Annotated in this window: 18 protein-coding genes; 8 read left to right on the forward strand and 10 right to left on the reverse strand. The window is 60.1% G+C overall.

What is annotated here, in order from left to right:
* Position 1: 1 nt before the first annotated feature.
* The 7 genes from QOX26_RS05635 (at position 2) to QOX26_RS05665 (ending at position 9,991) form a co-directional block, all read left to right on the forward strand.
* On the forward strand, positions 2 to 2,407 hold the full coding sequence (locus QOX26_RS05635) for a hypothetical protein (RefSeq protein ID WP_283673962.1): 2,406 nt from the start codon (positions 2 to 4) through the stop codon (positions 2,405 to 2,407).
* A gap of 12 nt (positions 2,408 to 2,419) precedes the next feature.
* Positions 2,420 to 5,488, forward strand: a complete 3,069-nt coding sequence (locus QOX26_RS05640; protein ID WP_283673964.1) for an alpha-mannosidase — start codon at positions 2,420 to 2,422, stop codon at positions 5,486 to 5,488.
* A gap of 14 nt (positions 5,489 to 5,502) precedes the next feature.
* Positions 5,503 to 6,057 (forward strand): D-lyxose/D-mannose family sugar isomerase, encoded by a 555-nt coding sequence (locus QOX26_RS05645; RefSeq protein ID WP_283673965.1) that lies wholly within the window; start codon positions 5,503 to 5,505, stop codon positions 6,055 to 6,057.
* Entirely contained in the window at positions 6,054 to 7,010 is a 957-nt protein-coding gene (locus QOX26_RS05650; protein WP_283673966.1) for a carbohydrate kinase family protein, read from the forward strand. Before QOX26_RS05645 ends, QOX26_RS05650 begins: the two co-directional genes overlap by 4 nt.
* Positions 7,007 to 7,825, forward strand: coding sequence for a Cof-type HAD-IIB family hydrolase (locus QOX26_RS05655; protein WP_283673967.1), 819 nt, complete (start codon positions 7,007 to 7,009; stop codon positions 7,823 to 7,825). The genes QOX26_RS05650 and QOX26_RS05655 overlap by 4 nt, the downstream gene beginning before the upstream one ends.
* A gap of 2 nt (positions 7,826 to 7,827) precedes the next feature.
* Positions 7,828 to 8,706 carry an aldose 1-epimerase family protein gene (locus tag QOX26_RS05660; RefSeq protein WP_283673968.1) on the forward strand — a complete coding sequence of 293 codons (879 nt, stop codon included), beginning with the start codon at positions 7,828 to 7,830 and terminating at the stop codon, positions 8,704 to 8,706.
* A 169-nt stretch (positions 8,707 to 8,875) separates the two neighbouring features.
* A complete protein-coding gene (locus QOX26_RS05665; protein WP_283673969.1) occupies positions 8,876 to 9,991 on the forward strand; it encodes a GGDEF domain-containing protein in 1,116 nt (371 codons plus the stop codon).
* A 61-nt stretch (positions 9,992 to 10,052) separates the two neighbouring features.
* Here the strand turns inward: QOX26_RS05665 and QOX26_RS05670 are convergent, their stop codons facing one another.
* The 3 genes from QOX26_RS05670 to QOX26_RS05680 are packed head-to-tail and all read right to left on the reverse strand — an operon-like array spanning position 10,053 to position 13,486.
* Positions 10,053 to 10,889 carry a prephenate dehydrogenase gene (locus tag QOX26_RS05670; protein WP_283673971.1) on the reverse strand — a complete coding sequence of 279 codons (837 nt, stop codon included), beginning with the start codon at positions 10,887 to 10,889 and terminating at the stop codon, positions 10,053 to 10,055.
* A gap of 4 nt (positions 10,890 to 10,893) precedes the next feature.
* A complete protein-coding gene (locus QOX26_RS05675) occupies positions 10,894 to 11,550 on the reverse strand; it encodes a VanZ family protein (RefSeq protein WP_283673972.1) in 657 nt (218 codons plus the stop codon).
* A gap of 13 nt (positions 11,551 to 11,563) precedes the next feature.
* Positions 11,564 to 13,486 (reverse strand): NAD(+) synthase, encoded by a 1,923-nt coding sequence (locus tag QOX26_RS05680; protein ID WP_283673974.1) that lies wholly within the window; start codon positions 13,484 to 13,486, stop codon positions 11,564 to 11,566.
* Between the two features lie 198 nt (positions 13,487 to 13,684).
* On the opposite strand from QOX26_RS05680, the gene QOX26_RS05685 reads away from it, so the two are divergent.
* A complete protein-coding gene (locus QOX26_RS05685) occupies positions 13,685 to 14,791 on the forward strand; it encodes a GntR family transcriptional regulator (protein WP_283673976.1) in 1,107 nt (368 codons plus the stop codon).
* 125 nt (positions 14,792 to 14,916) lie between these two features.
* On the opposite strand, the gene QOX26_RS05690 is transcribed toward QOX26_RS05685, so the two are convergent.
* From QOX26_RS05690 to QOX26_RS05720, 7 genes are all read right to left on the reverse strand, one after another.
* The gene (locus QOX26_RS05690) at positions 14,917 to 16,176 is read right to left on the reverse strand and encodes a circularly permuted type 2 ATP-grasp protein (RefSeq protein WP_283673978.1); all 1,260 of its coding nucleotides are present in this window, start codon (positions 16,174 to 16,176) and stop codon (positions 14,917 to 14,919) included.
* A gap of 135 nt (positions 16,177 to 16,311) precedes the next feature.
* Positions 16,312 to 16,899 carry a CDP-diacylglycerol--glycerol-3-phosphate 3-phosphatidyltransferase gene (pgsA, locus tag QOX26_RS05695; RefSeq protein WP_283673979.1) on the reverse strand — a complete coding sequence of 196 codons (588 nt, stop codon included), beginning with the start codon at positions 16,897 to 16,899 and terminating at the stop codon, positions 16,312 to 16,314.
* 3 nt (positions 16,900 to 16,902) lie between these two features.
* Positions 16,903 to 18,231: a 30S ribosomal protein S12 methylthiotransferase RimO gene (rimO, locus tag QOX26_RS05700; protein ID WP_283673981.1), complete on the reverse strand. Its 1,329-nt coding sequence runs from the start codon at positions 18,229 to 18,231 to the stop codon at positions 16,903 to 16,905.
* An 83-nt stretch (positions 18,232 to 18,314) separates the two neighbouring features.
* Complete coding sequence (locus QOX26_RS05705) at positions 18,315 to 18,791, reverse strand: regulatory protein RecX (protein WP_283673982.1); 477 nt, start codon at positions 18,789 to 18,791, stop codon at positions 18,315 to 18,317.
* Between the two features lie 47 nt (positions 18,792 to 18,838).
* Positions 18,839 to 20,002 carry a recombinase RecA gene (gene recA, locus QOX26_RS05710; protein ID WP_283673983.1) on the reverse strand — a complete coding sequence of 388 codons (1,164 nt, stop codon included), beginning with the start codon at positions 20,000 to 20,002 and terminating at the stop codon, positions 18,839 to 18,841.
* 128 nt (positions 20,003 to 20,130) lie between these two features.
* A complete protein-coding gene (prmC, locus tag QOX26_RS05715) occupies positions 20,131 to 20,988 on the reverse strand; it encodes a peptide chain release factor N(5)-glutamine methyltransferase (protein WP_283673986.1) in 858 nt (285 codons plus the stop codon).
* Positions 20,989 to 21,013: 25 nt separating this feature from the next.
* Positions 21,014 to 21,946 carry a DUF1385 domain-containing protein gene (locus tag QOX26_RS05720; protein WP_283673988.1) on the reverse strand — a complete coding sequence of 311 codons (933 nt, stop codon included), beginning with the start codon at positions 21,944 to 21,946 and terminating at the stop codon, positions 21,014 to 21,016.
* Between the last annotated feature and the right edge of the window lie 2 nt (positions 21,947 to 21,948).

Here is a 21,948-nt window from a genome sequence, read left to right on the forward strand (position 1 = left end):
AATGAAGATAATACTCGTATTTAAGACGCATTTTGACATCGGTTTCACCGATCTTTCCGCACATATCATCGATCAATACGCCGGAAAAATGCTGCGCGAGGTCGTGGAGACCTGCGACGGCACGGCCGACATGGGCGACCTGCGCTATGTCTGGACGATGCCCTCGTGGCCGCTGCGCGTTATGCAGCAGGCCGCCCCCGCCGACCGCGCCGCGCTCGACCGGCTGACTCAAAACGGTCAAATCGCCTTCCACGCGCTGCCCTTTACCTCGCACTTCGACTTCGGCGGCGTGGAAGACGCGATTTACGGCCTCGGCTGTGCCAAGGAGCTTGCCGCGCAGTACGGTCTGCCGCTGCCCGTCAGCGCCAAGATGACCGACGTCCCCGGCCACGGCCGCCTGCTGCCCACCATCCTTGCGGGCGCGGGTGTGAAATTCCTGCATCTGGGCTGCAACGAGTTTGCAACACCCCCCAAGGTGCCCCATCTGTTCCGCTGGCGCGGGCCGGACGGCGGCGAGGTCGTCACAATGTACGGCGCGGGCGGCTACGGCTCCACGCTGACGCCGCCGGAGGGCTGGGATTTCCCGGTCTGGATGGCGCTGATGCACACGCACGACAACTGCGGCCCGCAGTCGGCCGACATGCTGCGCGGCATGGTTGCGCAGGCACGCGAAACCTTCCCCGACGCGGAGATTGTTTGCGGCACGATGGATGATTTCTACCGTGCGCTCTCCGAATGCGACCTGAGCCGCCTGCCCGTCGTCGCGGGCGATCTGGCCGACACGTGGATTCACGGCGCAGGCACCTATCCCGCCGAGGTGCGGCAGGTGCGCCGCGCACGCGAAGCACTGGTGGCGGCGAACGCCGCCGCCGCGCTGTCCAAGCGAAGCGACGCGGACGTGCACGCCCACACCGCCGCGGCCTACGAAAATCTGATGCTGTTTGACGAGCACACCTGGGGACTGGACGTGAAAACCTGGCTGCCCGACCGTGTGTACGACAAGGCGGCCTTTGCGGCAGAGCGCACTTCTCCGTCCTACCGCCTGATGGAACGCTCGTGGGACGAGCAGCGCGTCCGCGCCTGCACCGCAGACGAGCAGAGCCGCGCCGCGCTTGCCGCTGCCTGCACAGGCGATGCGTTTTCCGCGCTCAACCCGAACGGCAGCGCGTTCACCGGCTGGATGCCCGCCCCCGAGGGTGAAAACATCTGCGGCGAGACGCGTGTGTACGCCGAAAATCTGCCCGCCCTGTCCGCTTCGCCGCTGCCCGCGCACACGCCTGCCGCGCCGCTCCGGCTGAACGGGGACACGCTTGAAAACCACCGCTATCTTCTTAAAATCGACCTGCAGCGCGGCAAAATCACCGAACTGTTTGATAAAAAGCTTGGCCGCGCACTGCTGCGCGAGCGCCGCGGCGTGGGCGTGTTTGACTACCGCTACGACCGCTACGGCGCAGACGATTTAACCGAATACCTGCGCACCTATGCCTACCGTTTTTCCGACTGGGGCGTGCGCGACAACGGCCGCGACAGCTATCCCGAATGCGGCCGCACCATCTGCACGCCGCGCTTTGAAAGCCTGTCCATCGACGGCGCGACCGTGTCGCTTCACTACCGCGGCACGGGGCACGAAGCCTTGGGCGACGCTGACCGTGTGACCGTTTCGGTTTCCCTGCCGCCCAAGGGCGATGAGCTGTTCGTACGCGTGCATCTGGACGGCAAAGCGGAAACTCCCTTTGTCGAATCCGGCTCGCTCGCCCTGCCGATGGCGGAGGAGCGTCCGCGCTGGCGCATGAACAAGAACGGCGACCTCATCGACCCCGCCGCCGACATCGTCGACCGCGCAAACCACGCACTCTACTGCGTCGAATCCTTTGCCTGCGCCGAGGACGAGCAAGGCGGCCTGTGCTGCATTTCGCACGACGCGCCGCTCTGCGCAATCGGCGAAACCGGCATTTACGCCTACCGTCCGCGCTACGAGGAGCACGAACCCATCCTCTATTGGAATCTGTTCAACAACATGTGGGGCACCAACTTCCCGCAGTGGTTGGGCGGCGATTTTACCTATGATTTTACCCTGTTCGGCTATCCGGACACCTGCGGTGGCGCGGTTTACGACCGTGCGCTTACGCTGACCCGCGGCGCGTTCGCCCTGCCGCTTGCCGAAAAGCACAGCCGCCTGACCCTGCCCGAGGGCGTGCAGGTGGTGCAGTACCTTGCGCAGGCGGACGGCTCGCGCGTACTCACCCTGCGCGACACCGCGCTGACCCCTCGCACGGCAACACTGTCCGCGCCCGGACGCGCCCTTGCTCCCATTGACCTGCGCGGCACGCCCGCGGGCGAAGAGACGCGGGATGCACTCTCCTTCGATCTGCCTGCATTCGGCATTCGCAGCTTTATCATCCGATAAAAGGAGTACAGTATGGTAAACGAAAAACATCTAACCCGCGTGCTGCACAAGGCCGAGCGGCTTGAAACCCTGTACGGCCGCTTGCTCTTTACGCCGGTGGGCGAGGTAACGGTCGGTGCGCTCGCGTGCGAGGAGCACCTGTACGCGCCGCCCGAAACCGGCTATGCCCCCATTTCCCGCGGCGGCAAATGGGGCGCGGAGTGGTCGACGCTCTGGCTGCGCGGCAGCTACACCGTGCCTGACCACCTCGCGGGTAAGCCGCTTTACGTGCTGCCCCGTCTGGGCGGCTGGGAGGGCTTTCTCTATCTGGACGGTGCGCCCCATGCGATTTTCACCACCAAGTACACGGTCGACACCCACGGCAACCACTGGGCGGCGCGCATCACGGCCGGCGCCCCTGCCGGCACGGCGCTCGACCTTGCCTTTGAATACTACGCGGGACACAACATTCCCGGCTGCCAGCCCTATGAGGACACCGGGCTTAAGGATTTCTCCCACACCTTCGAGGAAATCGCCGTCTGCGTCAAAAATCCTCTCGTTTCCGGCTTTGTGTTCGACCTGCACGTGCTCTGCTCGCTCGTCCGCGCCCTGCCGGAGGACAGCTTCCGCCGCGGTGACGTGGTGCGCGGCTTGTGCGAGGTTGTCGATGCGTGCGTTGCCGATCCGTTTGAGCACACCGACTGGCAGGACGGTCTGATCCGCGCGCGGGACATCATGCGCCCGCTGCTTGCGGCCAAAAATGCCGCCTCCGCGCCGATTACCCCGGTCGTCGGTCACAGCCACATGGACACCGCATGGCTCTGGCCGGTGGATGAAACCGTGCGCAAATGCGCGCGCACCTACGCAAACGCACTCGCGCTGATGGAGGAATATCCGGAATTTCGCTTTTTCCAGTCCTCCTCGTGCCACAGCGAGATGATTCGCCGCCACTACCCCGCCCTGTTTGAGCGCATTCGCGAGAAGGTGCGCGAGGGACGCTATGAGCCGGGCGGCGCGGTCTGGATTGAGTGCGATTGCAACATCACCTCGGGCGAAAGCATGGTGCGGCAGTTCCTTTGGGGACAGAAATACACCGAAAAGCACTTCGGCTTCCGCTCGAACAACTTCTGGCTGCCCGACACCTTCGGCTACTCCGCCGCCATCCCGCAGATTATGAAGGGCTGCGGCGTGGACTATTTCTTCACCACCAAGCTGTCGTGGAACGACACGACCGTGTTCCCCTATGACAGCTTCTACTGGGAGGGACTCGACGGCACACGCGTGTTCACCCACTTTAACGCCACACACTGCTATCCCGATCCCGAAACGCTCAGCCGCTACACGGCGGGCGCGGAAAACTTTACCCAGGAAATCAAAAACAAGACGGTTTCGCGCCGCAAGCTGATTGCCTACGGCTACGGCGACGGCGGCGGCGGTCCGGAATTTGAGAGCATTGAATACACAAAACGTGAAGCCGATCTGGACGGCTGCCCCAAAACCGAGCACTGCTCGGTGCAGGAATTCGGGCGGGAGCTCGAGCGCGAGAGCAAAAACGCGCCCGTGCACCACGGCGAACTCTACCTTGAGCTGCACCGCGGCACGCTGACGAGCAAGCACCAAATCAAGCGCAACAACCGCAAGGGCGAACAGGCGCTGCACGATCTGGAGGTGCTGACCTGCCTGCGCGCCGTGCAGCAGGATGCGCCCGCGGACGATGCCCGCATCCGTCCGCACATGGAAACGCTGCTCAAAAACCAGTTCCACGACATCCTGCCCGGCTCGTGCATCGAGCGCGCGCACACCGAAAGCATCGCTGAAATGGGCGAAATGATTGCGTCTGTCCGCGATTTGCAGCGTGAAACCCTCGCCGCCGACGGTGCAGGCTATACGGTGTTCAATCCGCTGGGCTTTGCGCGTGACGACACGGTTTATTTTGAATCGGGTGACGTGCCCGGTCAGACCTTTACCGACGTGTTCGGCCGCACTGTGACCGCGGTTGAAGGACTTTCCCTCCCCGCCTTCGGTGCTTATCCACCGACTTATGCACAGGCTGTGGAAAACTCTGTGGGTAACTTTATTTGGGACGAAAACACGATTGAAACTCCGTTCTATCGCGTGATATGGGATGAAAACGGCGGTTTAGCATCACTTTTCGACAAGCGAGCCGACCGCGAAGTGCGCTCCGGCCTGCCGCTCGGCACGCTGCTGCTCGCCGAGGACGTGCCCTACATGTGGGATAACTGGGACATCGACCCCGATATGGAGGATCGCTTCGCCCCGACCGCGCAGCTTATCCGCCGCGAGCTCGTGAGCGCCGGCGAGAGCCAAATCCGCTTCCGCTGCACCTATCGACTGACCGCGCTGAGCACGCTCACGCAGGACGTGGTGTTCTACGCCCGCCGTCCGATTATTGAGTTCCACAGCCGCTGCAACTGGAACGACAAGCATCTCTTCCTCAAGGCGGCGTTCGATACCGACATCCGCACCGATTTTTCCACGCATGAGATTCAGTTCGGCGCACTTCGCCGTCCGACCACCCGCAACAATGCACGCGAGCAGGCGATGTTTGAGACCTGCAGCCACAAATACACCGACCTTTCCGAGCCGCGCTACGGCGTGAGCATGCTCAGCGACTGCAAATACGGCGTGTCCGTGCGCGGCGGCAGCATGCGCCTGAGCCTGCACAAGGGCGGCCTGCGTCCGGACGACAGCAGCGACAGCGGCGTGCACGACTTCAGTTATGCCCTGCTGCCCCACGTCGGTGCGCTCTGCGCAGAGGAAACTGTGCGTGCGGCGTATTGCCTGAACAACCCGCCGATTGTCTTTTCCGGTGCACAAACCCTGCCGGAAACGCCGCTTCGCGTAGAAAATCCGAACATTATCATCGAGTCCATCAAGCCTCTGCACGAGACTGCCGCACGCGCCTTCGCCGTGCGCCTGTACGAGTGCGAGGGCTGCCGCACGAATGCCGCACTGACCCTCGCGCCCTATGTCACACGCGCCGAGCAGTCCAACCTGCTCGAGGAGGTCTTTGCACCGCTCAAACAAAATGCCCTGCAATTCCACCCGTTTGAGATCAAAACACTGATTTTACATTATTAAAGGAGGACAAACCCATGCTGAACAAAACCGATTACGACCGCCTGAAGGCCGCCTGCAAGCCCTATTTCGAGAACGCCAAAATTGCCGTCACCGACGAGGAGTGGGAGAAGTTTCAGGTCGCTGAATACGACCTCGGCTGCGTCGATGAAATCGGACTTGAATTGATTGAGTACGTCAACACCGCCCGCTGCTGCGCCAAGGAGCTGGTGCTGCTGCCCGGTCAGACCTGCCCGGAGCACCGCCATCCGCCCGTATGCGGCGAAATCGGCAAGGAAGAGACCTTCCGCTGCCGCTCGGGTCAGGTGTTCCTGTATGTCGACGGTGCGCCCAACGTGACCGACGAGACCATGAAGGCCGTACCGCCCCAGAGCCGTCCGCAGTACTTCACCTGCCGCCATGAGGTCATCCTGAATCCCGGCGAGCAGTACACCATCATGCCCAACACCATGCACTGGTTCCAGTCCGGCCCCGAGGGCTGCGTGGTTTCCGAATTCTCCACCTGCAGCCGCGACGAGTTCGACATCTACACCGATCCGGCCATCAACGCCGCGCAGGATCGCACGCTATGAGATACGACGTTGTCGCGCTCGGCGAAACGCTGATCGACTTCACGCCCGCAGGTCGTTCGGCGTCCGGTATGCGCCTATTTGAGCAAAATCCGGGCGGTGCGCCGGCAAATGTGCTCGCGGCGCTGGCCAAGCTCGGCAAAAAGACCGCTTTCATCGGCAAGGTCGGCCGTGATATGCATGGTGATTTCCTGCTGGAAACCCTGCAAAATGCACAAATTGACACGCGCGGCGTGATGCAGACCGACGAAGCGTTCACCACGCTTGCCTTCGTTAGCCTGACCGAGTCGGGCGAGCGCGATTTCTCCTTTGCCCGCAAGCCGGGCGCGGACACGCTGCTCTGTGATGCTGATTTGGACATGGAGCTGCTGCAAAACACGAACATTTTCCATGTCGGTTCGCTCTCTTTGACCGATGAACCCGCCCGCAGCGCAACCTTTTCTGCCATTCGCGCGGCAAAGGCGGCGGGCGTGGTCCTCTCCTACGACCCCAACTACCGCGCACTGCTCTGGCCCGATGTACAGACCGCAATTGATCACATGCGCTCGCTGCTGCCGCTGACCGACGTGATGAAGCTGTCGGACAACGAGTGCGAGCTGCTCACCAGCCTCGCCGACCCGGCGCAGGCGGCGAAGCACCTGGTTGCGGGCGGTATTCCGCTCGTTGTGGTCACGCTCGGCGCGGAGGGTGCGCTTGTCTGCACCAAGGATGGCGTGCAAACCGTGCCCGGTTTTGCCTGCGAAACGGTCGTTGACACGACGGGCGCGGGCGACGCATTTTGGGGCGCATTCCTGAGCATGCTCAGCGAATGCAGCAAGTACCCCGAGGAAATCAGCCTCGACGAAGCCGCAGACTTCGCACGATTTGCCTGCGCCGCTGCCAGTTTGTGCGTGGAAAAGCGCGGCGCGATTCCGGCGATGCCCACGCTGCAGGCGGTTATGGAGCGGCTGCGATGATTCGATTGATTGCTGTTGATCTGGACGGCACGCTGCTTGACCACCGCAAGCAAATCAGCGCGGAGAATGTGCGTGCTATCGCCGCCGCACAGGCGCAGGGCGTGCTTGTCACCGTGTGCAGCGGCCGCAGTCTGACCGAAGCCGCAGCCTTTGCCGAACGCGCCGGCTGCGCGGACCGCATGATTTGTGAGGGCGGCACGATGATTGCCGACCGCAGCACACTGCACATCCTCCAAAACTGGACTATGCCGCCCGAAAGCGCCTACGCTGCGCTCGATTGTTCGGCGGCGCACGGCCTTGCGGTCATGTACTATGCCAACGGCCAGATTGTGACGACCGCTTCCGCCCGCGACCGATTGTTCGCCGGAGACAACGGCTACATCGGCCGTCCGGAGGCGCTCGTCATTGTGCCCGACCTTGCCGCGCATGCCCGCAACTCGCATGCGCCGATTTGCAAGCTGCTTGCCTGCGGCGAGGAGAGCATGCTCGCCAACGTGCGCGCTTCGCTCGTTTCGCTGCCCGGCATCACGCTAACCAGTTCGGGTGAGGACAATTTCGAGGTTTTACCCGCGGGAACGGACAAGGGCACGGCACTTTTGCATCTGTGTGAGCAGCTCGGCCTGATGACGGACGAATGCGCCGCAATCGGGGACAACGAAAACGACCTGAGCATGCTCAACGCGGCCGGTTTCGCGGTCGCCATGGGCAATGCCCCCGCCGCCGTGCAGGCCTGTGCCGACTTCGTCACAGCCGACAACAGCTCCGACGGTGCGGCCAAGGCAGTTTGGCATATTCTGAGCCAAAACGAGGAGTAATTATGCTGCATTCCATTCAAAATCCTTATTTACACGTACAAATCTGCGATATCGGTGCAGAACTGCACAGCATCCGCGACCGGAACGGCCTCGAGCGGCTGTGGCAGGCCGACCCTGCAGTTTGGGATGCGCATGCACCGTTGCTGTTTCCGGTCATTGCACGGCTCAAAAACGAAACCTATTCGCTCGACGGCACACCTTACCGCATGCCGATTCACGGTTTTGCGGGCGCAAAACGGTTTTCTGTCACCGGGCAGCGCGAGAACTCCATCACCTTCACGCTGGAAAGCGACGCGGATACCCGCGCCTGTTATCCGTTTGACTTTGTGCTCACCGTGTGCTTTGCGCTCGACGGGCCGCGCCTTACCAAGACATGCACCGTGTACAACTGCTCTGCGTCCGTCATGCCCTTTGAACTGGGTGGACACGATGGCCTGTGCACCGCGCTGCATCCGGGCGAGCGCATGGAGGATTATTATGTCGAATTCCCAGGCAGCACCGTGCTGCACACTCGCTGTTCTGACGAAAACCTGATGCTGCTCGACCAGACGCGCGAAGTGCCGCTTGATGCAGAACGGCTGTATTTGACCCCGGAGGTGTTCGCGCTTGATGCGCTGATATTAGAAAACCTACCGGCATCCACCGTCACGCTTGGCAGCCGCAAGAGCGCGGAAAAAGTTACACTGTCTTTCGCAGGCTTTCCGTATCTTGGCGTTTGGAGCCGCTATTCGCCGCGCAAGGGCAATTATGTGTGCCTCGAGCCGTGGAGTGCGCTGCCTGACTGCGCCTATCTCGACACAGAGCTTGCAAACAAGCACGGTGTGCGTCTTTTACAGCCGAACGTGTGCGACACGCTGGCTTATACACTGGAATTTGAATAAAAACACATTGCAGGCGAGCAGCTACACGGCTGTTCGCCTTTTTTTGTCACATTTTTTTGTTTTGGCCGTTCTTATATAATATAACGATTGTGAGCTTGGATTTCCGTGCATCTCGCCCTTGTCCCCTCATTTGATTATTCGGGAAACCTGTGCTATGATTATTATAAATATGGAATTTCTTACAGTGGAGAAGGATATGCTACGAAATTACACCGCGCTTGCCCTACTTAATATTACGGTGATGGCACTTGTGCTTCACATGATTGCGAGCAGCAGCGTGCTTCCCAAGCGCTCCAGCCGTTTTTTTATGATGGCAATCAGCCTTACCATTGCGGCCATTGTGTCCGAAATCGGGACGCTGCACTGCGCCGCGGCGAGCAAGCCATACGTGCTGCTGCACAAGCTGTTTAACGTCATCGGCTTTGGCGTAACACCGCTCATTCCGTTGCTCATCAGCTTTGCCGTTGGTGAGAAACGAGGCAATCGCAATCAATTTTTGTTGATTCCCGCTGCACTTAATGCCCTGCTCTGCCTGCTTTCGGTGCGATACGGACTGATTTTTCGAGTGAGCGACGCCAACGTCTACTCCCGCGGGCCGCTCTTTTTTGTCTTTCTCGGCGCCTACTTTTTGAGCATTATCTGGATTGCGACCGAAACGCGCGATGCCGTCCACCGATATCAGGACAAATCCGGCTCGACGTTGCTGCTGATTTGTGTGTTCTTCGTAGTGGGTACCTCGGTGCAGCTGCTGTTTCCGCAGATTTATTTAACATGGGCCTGCGCGACGATGTCATTCCTAATCTACTATGCATTCTACTGCGAGCTCAGTCTCAAATTTGATCCCTTGACCCGTCTGTTTAATCGCCGCATGTATGAAAATTCACTGGAAAACCTGGCTGAATCTGCGTTTATTATAGTTTTTGATGTGGATGATTTCAAAATGGTCAACGATACCTACGGTCATCCTGCGGGCGATCAGGCGCTGGCCGTCGTCTCCACCTGTATTCTCGATGCATTTTCCGCCTTGGGTCGCTGCTACCGCATTGGCGGTGATGAATTCTGCGTTATCATTCCCGGACATGACGAGGACACCGTGCAGGCCGGTATCCGGCGGTTTTTGAAGCTGATTATCCGAGAACGGGCGGCAGATTATCGGCTTCCGCTGGTCTCTCTCGGATATGCACACTATGACCGTGCACACTCCGACCCCGCGAGCGCCATCGCGGCGGCAGACAAGCAAATGTATCAGTTCAAACAGCAGCGCAAGACCGATGCGGCCTGCTGATTTTTGCAAAACAAAGCACCGCGAAACCCGAGGGTTTCGCGGTGCTTTTCTCGTTATTTTATTATCCCAGACGCTCTTTGCGTTCGCGGCCGTCCCGCAGCAGCGCGGTGAGCGCTTCACGGTCGCCCGCGCGGATGACGCGGCGGTATTCGTCGAGATGCGCGATGATTTCGTCAATCTCGCGCGCAAGCGGCTCGGCGTTGCAGAGGAACAGCTCGCTCCACATGGTTTCGTTGAGCTTTGCAACGCGCGTTAAATCGCGGTACGAGCCCGCCGAATAGCCGTTGTGCTGATCGGCCTCGGGGCTTTTGATATACGCCGAGGAGACAACGTGCGCCAGCTGCGAAGTGAAGGCAATCATGCGGTCATGCTGCTCGGCGGTGCAGCGCACGGTCTGGCCGAAGCCGAGCGACAGAAAAAACGCTTCCAGCGCCTGCAAAACACCCTCATCGCTGCTCCGGTTTGGCACAAAAATCATGCTCGCGCCGTCAAACAGCGTCGGCATCGCGTAGTCAAGGCCGGAAAACTCGCGTCCCGCCATCGGATGCCCGCCGACAAAGTGCACGCCATGGTCAATGGCGGCCTGCTCCAAGCGGTCGACCATAAATGTTTTGACGCCGACCATGTCGACGATCACGCAGCCCTTTTTGAGCCTTGGCATCGCGTCCAGCAGCCAGTCGACCGTCGCCTGCGGATACAGGCCGATGATGATGAGGTCGGCCTCGCCGTAGAGCGCTTCGGCCGCGACCGCGTCAATGATGCCGTCCGCCTTGGCGCGCTCGGCCGTTTCGCGCGTGCGGTTCCAGCCCAGCACGCGGCAATCCGTGTGCCGCTTGACCGCGCCCGCCATCGAGCCGCCCATCAGGCCGAGGCCTGCAATCAAAACCGTTTCAAACATGGTGTCAATCTCCCTTTTTTGGTGTAATCCGGCACACGTTTCGCCACAAAGGCGGAATGCGGCAGAAAATGTACACGACGAGCGCGCCCGCGAGATTCAAAATCAAATCGTCCACATCGCACGAGCCTGTGCCCGAATAGACCTGCGAAACCTCGACCGCCGTGATGGCGAGCGTCAGCGTTGCGGTGAAAAAGAAAATGCTGCGCTGCCAGCGAAACAGCGCGGGCAGGAAAAATCCCATCGGCGCGAAGGCGACGAGATTGCCCGCGAGGTTGAGCACGACCAGATACAGCGAAATATTGCCGTAGCCGTAGGCCGCAAGATAATCGTGAATGGTGCGCAACGGGACCAAGTTGACCGCGCCGAAGCTCAAATCAAGCGAAAAGCCCCGTCCAAAGGTGCTGTCGAAAAACAAAACGTTCATGAGCACCCAAATGTAATACCAGAACAGAATGAGCACATAATCGTGCATCCTTTTTTGCTTCTGCCCCGGTGTGACGCCGCAGAAAAACGCAAGCGCGAGCAGTCCGGCGAAGACGGCGGCAAAACCGAACTTCCACGTCGGGCCGATCGCGTATTTCGGCGCCAGCTCAAAATACAGATTCATGCAGAACAGCGCGGCGGTAGCGACCGCCGCGATTCTGCGAATGAGCGTTTTCAAAATGGCTTTCTCCTTACAGGCGTTCGGCCTCGTCGAGCCACAGTGCCGCACAGGCATCGGTCGGCATGCGCCAGTCACCGCGGGGCGAAAGAGTGATCGAGCCGACCTTCGGGCCGTCCGGCAGGCAGGAACGCTTGAACTGCTGGCTGAAAAAGCGGCGCAGGAAGACAAGCAGCCACTGCTTGATGATTTCCGGCTCATAAACGCCGTCAAACGCGCGTTTTGCAACGCGGAACACCTTGCGCGGCGGGTAGCCGAAGCGCAACAGATAGTACAGGAAAAAGTCGTGCAGCTCGTAGGGACCGACCAGCTCCTCGGTGCACTGGCTGATTTCGCCGTCCTTGGGCGGCAGCAGCTCGGGTGACACCGGGGTATCGAGCACGTCGCGCAGCACGGCGGACAGCTCGCCCTCCGTCCGCTCTGCCTCGTATGCGGTCAAATGGCGCACCAGCGTCTTGGGAATCGAGCTGTTTACGCCGTACATCGACATATGGTCGCCGTTGTAGGTCGCCCAGCCGAGCGCAAGCTCGGACAGGTCGCCCGTGCCGACCACCATGCCGCCGTGCTTGTTGGCAAGGTTCATCAGCACCAGTGTGCGCATACGCGCCTGACCGTTTTCATAGGTGACGCTGTGCTCGTCCTTGGACTGCTCAATGTCGCTGAAGTGCTGATCGACCGCGGCCTTGATATCAACCGTCTGCAGGGTCACACCGTAGGCGTCGGCCAGCTTTTCGGCGTTGCCCTTGGTGCGGGCAGTCGTGCCGAAGCAGGGCATGGTCACCGCGCGGATGCCCTTGCGGTCAAGCCCGAGCATGTCAAACGCGTGCACCATGACGATGAGCGCAAGCGTGGAGTCGAGTCCGCCCGACAGGCCGATAATCGCGCTTTTCGCGTGCGTGTGCCTGAGGCGGGTGGCAAGGCCGGTGGCCTGCAGGGTGAGGATCTCCTCGCACCGCTCGTCACGCCGCGCCTTGTCGGACGGCACGAAGGGCATGCGCGGGAACAAGCGGTCGGTCAGGTCGCACTCGACCGCGGGCAGGGAAAATCCGATGCGCCAGCCCTCATCCACGGTTTCAAAGGTGTTCATACGCTGACGCTCGTGCAGCAGGCGCTGTAAATCGAGGTCGGCGTAGATGATGCCGCTCTCGAACAGGCCGCTTTCGCGCAGCAGCGTGCCGTTTTCGGCAATCATGTCGTGTCCGGCAAAGACCAGATCCTGCGTCGACTCGCCGAAGCCCGCGTCCGCGTACACATAGGCGCACAGCAGGCGGCCGGACTGGCTCTTCACCAAATCACGTCGATAAGCGGCCTTGCCGACGATTTCGTCCGAGGCCGACAGGTTGGCAATCACCGTTGCGCCCATCTGCGCAAGCTTGGTCGACGGCGGCGTCGCAATCCACAAATCCTCACAGATTTCCACACCGAGCGTCAGCTCCGGAAAGTCCTCGCAGGCAAACAACTGGTCGCACGCGAGCGACACATCCGCAATGACCGCGCTGCGGCCGTACAGTGTGACCGTGCACGCCTCCATCTCACGTCCGGAAACGAAGTGGCGCTGCTCGTAAAACTCGGAATAATTGGGCAGGTACTGCTTGGGTACAAGGCCGAGCACCTCGCCGCCGCACAGCACGGCCGCACAGTTATACAGCTTACCGCGGCTGCGCACCGGCAGTCCGACGACCGCAATCAGCGGCAGCTCGGCTGTTTCGCTGCACACCGTATCAAGCGCGTCCACCGCGCCCATCAGCAGCGTTTCCTGCAAAAACAGGTCGCCGCAGGTGTAGCCCGTCAGGCAAAGCTCGGGAAACACAACAATCTGTGCGCCCTTTTCGGCCGCTAACCGCGCCTGATTTGCAATTTCCTGCGCATTATAAGCGCAGTCCGCCACGCGCAGAGCAGGTGTGGCCGCCGCCGCTTTGATAAATCCGTCTTTCATCGGCATTTTCTCCTTATAAAGAATCCCAGATAGAGATAGTATACCCCTATTTCACGCATTTCGCAAGAAATTCATGGCTTCGCGCGTCCTGCACAAGGATGTGCGAAACCAAGGCTCACTTCTGTCAGGTTCACCAATTGACAAATGGGCAAAAAGATTAAATAATATATTTAACATATTTAATGCGAGGTTTGTCCTATGGGGGATAATAAATTCCTGTACAAACAGCTGTACGAGACCATCAAAAACGAAATAGAGACCGGTGTGCTGCCCGAAGGGAGCAAGCTGCCGCCCGAAAGCGAAACGCGGGCGCGGTTCGGTGTGAGCGCAATCACCATCAAAAAGGCCTTTTCCATGCTTGCGGAGGAAGGCTTGGTCCGCCGCGTGCCGGGCAAGGGCACCTTTGTGCGCGGTTCTGCCGTCGTGGATGCGGCGGCCAGTGCGCCCCGACCGTACAATCCGCGGCTGATCGGCATGATTTTAGAGCACGTTTCCACACCCTTTGGCCTTGATTTGCTCTATACGGTCGACCGTTTGCTCTCCGAGCATGGCTATAAGCTCTGCGTGCGCTATTCCTATGGCGACCGCGACCGCGAAACAGAGGAGCTGTCCTTCCTGCTGTCGCTGGGTGTGGTCGGTCTCATCATCATGCCCTGTCACGGCAATCATTATAACACCACGCTGCTGCGGCTGATTATCGACAATTTCCCCATTGTATTGGTCGACAAAAAGCTGGAGGGCATTCCGGTGCCCTCGGTACGGTCGGATAACGCGGGCGCGACCGCGATGTTGGTGCGCCATCTGCACGAGCGCGGCTGCAGGCGCATCGGCCTGATTTCGCTGGATGCAGGCGAAACCACCTCACTCACCGAGCGGCGGGATGGCTTTTTTGATGAAATTGACCGGCTCGGTCTGCCCCAATGTCCCCCCTGCTATGTGCATGTGTCGCAGGATTTGGCCGAAAATGCGCCCGATCATGGGATTATCGAGGAAATGCGCGCCTATTTAACCGAAAACGCCGCGCAGTTGGATGCGGTAATCACCACCGAATATGGCATTGTCTCCTGCCTGACCCATGCGGCCGAGCAGGCGGGCGTGACGCTCGGACGAGACGGACTGCGCGTCTGCTGCATCGACGAGGATTACCTTGCCCCGACCGGATACACGTTCACCCACGCGCGGCAGGATGAGCGGGCGATGGCGGCCTGTGCGGTGGATGTGCTGCTCGAGCGCATTGAATGCGTGCCGCTTGCACAGGATGACTTCGTGCTGCCCGTTCAGTTTCGGCAGGGAAAGACCACGTAGGGCATTAAGTATATCTGATTCAAGTATAGTTCCGCACCGCGAAAACAGACAACAAAAAGTCAGGCATTGTGCCTGACTTTTTTATGTGTACCGTGCGTCTGCGCGGCCGTTTTACGGAACTGTTGTTATGCGTTCTGCATGACCCACGTGTCCTGAAAGCCTTCGTGTCCGTCGCGGGCAAAGCGCGTCAAACCACCCGGCCAGACGCACGGCCCCTGCTCCCCTGCAACGGCAAACAGACGCGTGCCCAGCTGCTCGGCCGCGCCGTCCTCGGTCGTCAGCGAGGCGAGCGTCACCTTACGGCGCGCGACAAACCGGCGCGACTGCGAAATCAGCGTGCGGCGCAGACTGGTCAGCTGCTCGGCGTTTAGCCCCGCGCCGTCCACCGTGCCGTAGCCGCCCTCGACATCCTCAACAATCAGGTCCGACAGGTGGTCGATGATGTACTTGCGCTCGCTCTCGTAATACGGCAGAAAAGTTGGTATATTGGGCAGAATCTGTGTTTCATGCAGGTAATATTCAATGATGCGTGGCACAAAATGATACAGCCCGCCGTCCTCGGCAAGGCCGCTGCCCGGCGCATTCAGCACGCGCACATTTCCCGCGCGGCAGGCTCCAAGCAGGCCGGGTACGCCGCATGTACTGTCCGGCGAAAGGACGCGCGGGTCGAGCAGGGCGTCCGGTACGCGGCGCAGCACGGCGCCGACTCGTTCGGATTGCCCGCCCTCCAGACGGCGGAACAGCACATCGTCCTCCACGAAAAGATCGTCCGCCGACACGAGCGGCACACCCATCCGCTCGGCCAGCACATGGTGCTCAAACCAACGCGGGTCGCTCCGTCCGGGCGTGAGCACGACCGCCGCGCCGCCTGCGTTCTGCCGCGCAACCGACTGCGCCAGCCACTGCCCCAGACGGCTGATGTCCGCCACGCCGGTGAGGTCGCAGTCCATCCGCGCAAGCTCGCGCGTGACCAGCGGATAGACCATGCCCGCGGGTGCAGCGGTGCGGTCGCTCAGCGCATACCATACGCCGTCCGCGCCGCGCACCACATCGACCGCTGCGGCGGCAAGGAACCCATCCTTGGTAAGTCCCGCGCACTGCGGCAGAAATCCCGCCGATGTGTGCACAAAATCGGACGGAATCACGCCCGCGCGTAGGATATGCTGTGCGCCGTAAACATCCTGCAGAAAGAGGTTGAGCGCGTGCACGCGCTGCGCCACGCCCTGCGCAAGCCGCGCAAAAACGTCCGCCGGCAGCACGCATGGCTGTCCGTCAAACGGGGCGCGCTGCTCGTAATACATGTGGTTTTCAATCTTGCCATAGCGGATGCCGTAACGCGCAAGGCGCGTGTTGATGGCCGCCGTGTGCTCGGTTAGGGTGCGCATCAGGGGTCGCCTGCCTTTCAAACAAAATAAAAGCAGCAAGGAACGGGCTTGGTAAGCGCCTCCTTGCTGCTTTCTTTGTGTTTATTGTACGTCTTTTCTCAGGGACTGTCAAGGCAAAACCTTGTCGGTTTCAGGTCACTGCTTGACTGCGCCCTCCTTGATGAGATCCCAGTTCTTGGCGAGGTAGTCCCAGCCGGAGTACAGGGTGACGATGGTCACAATCCACGGTGCAATCTCCCACACCAAGGCAGTCCAGATGGGCTGCGGTGCAGAATTCATGCCCTGCGGCGTCAGGTTGAAGACGATCAGCGACAGGAATAACAGGATGATGCCGCCAATCTGCACGCAGGTCTTGACCTTGCCCGTCCACGTTGCGGCAAGCACGCGACCCTTGTTTGCGGCCACGATGCGCAGCGAAGTGATGATAAACTCACGCGCGAGGATGATAAACACCATCCACGCGGGGAAAATGCCATTTTCAATGAAGAGGAGCAGTGCCGCAGTGACGAGCAGCTTATCCGCAAGCGGATCGACAAATTTGCCGAAATCCGTGACCTGATTATATTTTCGGGCAATGTAGCCGTCCAGAAAGTCGGTAAACGAGGCGACGCAGAACAGCACAAGCGCCGCAATCTGCATCCCGGCGCCGGGCTGCATGGCGCAGAAAATGAAAAACGGAATCATCAGAATGCGGATGATGGTGATTTTATTGGCGGTGGTCATGGGTCAGTCCTCCTTTTTCACGCCGAGCAGGTCGGCCCCCAGGCTGTCGGTGATGCGCACGGTGACGAAATCGCCCGCGCGAACTTCGCTTTCGCTTTCAAACCAAACCTTGCCGTCCACCTCGACCGAGTCGGCGTAGGTGCGGCCGAAGTAAAGCTCCTGCTCGCTGTCAAAGCCCTCGGTCAGCACGATCATGTCGGTGTTGTGGCGGTTGATGTTATAGTCGTCCATCACGCCGGACTGCAATTCCTCGACAATCAGGCGGCGGTTTGACTTGGTTTCCGCATCAATCTGGTCGGGCAGAAGCGCGGCTTCCGTGCCCTCCTCGGGCGAAAATTCAAACACACCGACGCGCTCAATGCGGGTATTCTGCAAAAATTCGCACAGCTCGGCAAACTCATCCTCGGTTTCGCCAGGCAGACCAACGATCAGGCTGGTGCGCAGCACCAGTCCGGGGATGCGCGTGCGGAGCTTGTCAATCAGCGCTTCAAACTCGGCGCGGCCGCCAGGGCGGTGCATGGCCTTCAAAATGCGGCTCGACACGTGCTGCAGCGGGATGTCCAGATACTTGACAATCTTATCCTCGACGGCGATTACGTCAATCAGCTCGTCGGTAATCTGGTCGGGATAGAGGTAGTGCAGCCGAATCCACGTGAAGTCCATTTCGCACAGCTTTTGCAGCAGTTCGGGCAGCAACCGGCGATGTTCGGGCAAATCCATGCCGTATTTTGTGATATCCTGTGCGATAACGATGAGCTCCTTGACCCCTGCGTCGGACAGCTTTTTCGCTTCTTCCAGCAGGGCGCTGAGCTCGCGCGAGCGGTAGGGGCCGCGCAGCTTGGGGATGATGCAGTAGGCACAGCGGTTGGAGCAGCCCTCGGCAATCTTGAAGTAGGCGGTGTAGGACGGCGTGAGCGCCATGCGGTCGCCCTCGAGCGCGGCGGCAGCCATATCGCCCAGATAGGCGGGCTTTTCTCCGCGCAGCACGGCAGAAACCGCGTCCGCAATGTTTTCGTAGCTGCCGGTACCGCAGATTGCATCAATTTCGGGCAGCTCGGCACGCATTTCGTCCGCATATCGCTGCACGAGGCATCCGGTGACAATCAGACCCTTCATGCTGCCGGTCTGCTTAAACTGGGCGGTGTCGAGAATCGTCTCGATCGCTTCGGTCTTAGCGGCCTCAATAAAACCGCAGGTGTTGACAATGCCTACCTCGGCCTCGCTCATATCCTCGGTAATTTCGTGCCCCGCGTCGCGCAGCAGGGCGAGCATATGCTCGCTGTCGACGAGGTTTTTCGAGCAGCCGAGGGAAATCAATCCGATTTTGCTCATTTGGTTCTCCTATTCACAATTCTTTTCAATTGTACTCATTATATCATGACCCGAACTGTTTGTCAGCACCACAAAACATGCATTTAGTCGCACACGTCCGGCAGGCTTTCGCCGTATTCGGCCAGTGCGTCGCGGATGTCCTGCCACGAAAAACCGCGGCGCTGCAGTGCGGCAACCGCTTTGTCAATCTCCTTACGGTCGGATACATCGCCGCGCAGACGCTTTTCGAGCAGCGCTAAGAGCTGTGCCCGGTCGGGCGAGAACGCCTGCATCGCGGCGTCCGCCGTTTCACGGTCGACCCCGCGGCGCGTCAGCTCCTGTCGGATACGCATTTCACCGTAGCCTTTTCGCGCGTACGACCGCACGACGCTTTCGGCATAGGCCGTGTCGCTGAGCAGCGCACGCTCGGTCAGCCACGCGATGGCATAATCGGCCGCGTCCTCGGTGCAGCCCTTTTCGAGCAGCTTTTTGCGCAGTCCCTCGGTCGACAGCGCACGGTAGGACAGCTGCTTTGCCGCAAAATCGAGCGCGTCGCGATATTGTTGTTCCAAATCCTTCATAGCAAAATACAGACAGGGCGAAAGCTGTGCTTCGCCCTGTTTTTTCCTTATTCGATGTCGTCTACGTCGTCAAAATCGTCCGCGTCAATCGACACGGCCTTGGCGGCGGACGCCTTGGGTGCTGCCGGTGCGGCGGCGGGCTTGGCTGTTTCCATGCCCTTGGAGGCCTTGAGCTGAACGGCCTTGCGGCGCTCCTCCTCAACAGCGTCCATGATGCGCTGCTGCAGCTCGTCCGCTTCGTCCGGATGATCCTTAAAATACTGCTTGGCAGCGTCGCGGCCCTGTCCCAGACGCATGTCCCCCATTGAGAACCACGCGCCCGATTTCTGCACCATGCCATAGCGCACGCCCAGATCGACCAGCTCGCTCGTGCGGGAGATACCCTCGCCGTACATGATGTCGAACTCGGCCTCCTTAAACGGGGGCGCAACCTTGTTCTTGACCACCTTGCAGCGCGTGTGGCTGCCGATCAGCTCGGTGCCGTTCTTGAGGTGCTCGGTACGGCGCACGTCGATACGCACGGAGGCGTAGAACTTGAGTGCACGGCCGCCGGTCGTGACCTCAGGGCTGCCGTAAATGACGCCGACCTTTTCACGCAGCTGGTTGATGAAAATCGCCACGCAGTTGGACTTTGCAATCGAGCCTGCCAGCTTACGCATGGCCTGACTCATCATACGGGCGTGCAGACCGACAAAGGAATCGCCCATTTCGCCCTCAATTTCGGCGCGAGGCGTGAGCGCTGCGACCGAGTCGATGACCACAATGTCAATCGCGCCCGAGCGCACGAGCGCTTCGGCAATCTCCAGACCCTGCTCACCTGTGTCCGGCTGGGACACGAGCAGCGAGTCGATATCTACACCGAGCGCCTTGGCGTAAATCGGGTCGAGCGCGTGCTCTGCGTCGATAAACGCGGCTTCGCCGCCCAGGCGCTGCGCTTCGGCCACCGCGTGCAGGGCGACCGTCGTCTTACCCGAGGACTCAGGCCCGTAAATCTCGATGATACGGCCGCGCGGCAGGCCGCCGATGCCCAGCGCAAGGTCGAGTCCGATCGAGCCGGTCGGAATATGCTCGACCGCCATGCCGGTGTTTTCGCCAAGCCGCATGACCGCGCCCGCGCCGAACTGCTTTTCCAGCTGGCCGAGGGCGGCGGCGAGCGCCTTTTTCTTATCTGCTGCCGGTGCGACCGGTTCAAGCTGCTTTTTGCTAGCCATATGTGCACTGCCTCCTGCATGTTCGCATTTCTGTTCGATGCACTCATTATAGCAGTATAAAAAAATAAATGCAAGAAAAAATCGAAAATTTGTTCGATAATTTTCCTGCATTCAAATTTCACTTTTCCTCAAATGGTATAGCCGTACACGATGCGCGGCACGCCGGAGAAATCCTCGGTCACGCCGATGCCGGCAAACCGGTTGTTTTCCAAAATGCCGGCCACCTCGCCCGCCTGCCGGTAGCCGCACTCAAACAGCAGCATACCGCCCGGCACGAGCAGCTCGCCCCATTTGGAGCAGATGGTGCGGTAAAAATCCAGACCGTCTTCCCCGCCGAAAAGTGCCTGTTCCGGCTCAAAATCGCGCACACTGGGGTCAAGACCACGCATTTCGTCCGCCGTGATGTAGGGCGGGTTGGAGACGATGATGTCGAACGCGCCCAGATGGTGCTGCGGACGGCTGCACACATCGCCCCGCAGGGCGACATAGCGGGCGGACACCCCGTTTCGCCGCGCGTTTTCCCGGGAAACAAGCAGCGCCTCATCCGAAATATCCACCGCGGTCACGTGGGCATCCTCCACCTCGTGCGCGAGCGCCACGCCGATGCAGCCCGAGCCGCAGCACAGGTCGAGCACGCGGGGATTAACCACCTGCCGCGCCCGCTCGATGGCAAGCTCACACAGGCGCTCGGTGTCCGACCGCGGGATGAGCACATCGGGCGTGACCTTGAAGGTCAACCCATAGAAATCCCATTCGCCAAGCACATAGGCCAGCGGCTCGCCGTCCAGACAACGGTCGCAAAGCAGATTGGCATAGTCGACGGTCGCGTCGTCTAAGTAGCAGTGCCCCCAGTCGGCGGTCTTGCGCTTGTCCGCCTTGCACGCATAAGCGGTCAGCTCCCGCGCCTCAAGCGACGGCTGCGGAGAGCCGCCCTCCTTAAAGCGCTTGAATAGCTGCATGTACACATCATTAATCGTCTTGGTCAAACCTTCACCCCCTGCGCGTTTTCTGTTACCAGTTATCCGACCCGTCGGTCGGAATGACAGCCTGCATGCCCGTGATTGCGACCTCAATCATCGAATCGTCCGGCTCAAACACGGTCAGTCGCTGAATCATCAGTCCTGGCCAGCGCAGCGCGCGGGTGAATGTGTTGTCCACACGGCCGGCAAAGCGGTTGCACTCATACGACAGGCCGACGACCAGCGGCAGCAGCACCAGATGCGCCAGCATACGCAGAAAAGGATTGGTGATATCGACAATCGAAAACACGATCGACGAGACAATCGTTGCGATGATGATCAGCACGAACATAAAGCTTGTGCCGCAGCGCGGATGGAACCGACCCTGACGACGGACGTTTTCGACCGTCAGCTCGTCGCCCGCTTCGTAGCAAAAGATGGTCTTGTGCTCCGCGCCGTGGTATTCAAAGGTGCGGCGGATATCCTTCATATGCGACACCGACCACATGAACAGCAAAAACAGCACGATACGCACGATGCCCTCGAGCACATTGCGTCCGAGCACGCCCACACCCGCGGGCAGCAGGCCGCCCAGAAAGCTCGGCAGCAGCATGAACAGCGCGACCGGCAGCGCAATGCCGATGACGGTTGACAGACCCATAATGAACTTGTTGAGTCCCTCCGAGCCAAACTTCTTTTCCAGCCACAGCTCGAATTTGGAGGGCGGACCGTCGGTCTCCTCGTCCTCGAAGAAGGAGGCGGAGTAGTTAATGGCCTCGATGCCGTCCTTCATCGCGGTGAACAGGCTGTATGCGCCGCGCAGCACGGGCTTTTTCCAAATGGCAGCCGGCTGCTTGGTTTCCTTTTCGGTGACAACCAGCGTGCCGTCTGCCTTGCGCACGACCGTGCAGGATTTGTTCGGCCCCTTCATCACGATGCCTTCGATGACGGCCTGCCCACCGATCGTGGTTTTTTTATTTGACATGG

Origin of the sequence: Butyricicoccus sp. Marseille-Q5471 (assembly GCF_951230135.1) — a bacterium.
GTDB lineage: Bacteria > Bacillota > Clostridia > Oscillospirales > Butyricicoccaceae > Agathobaculum.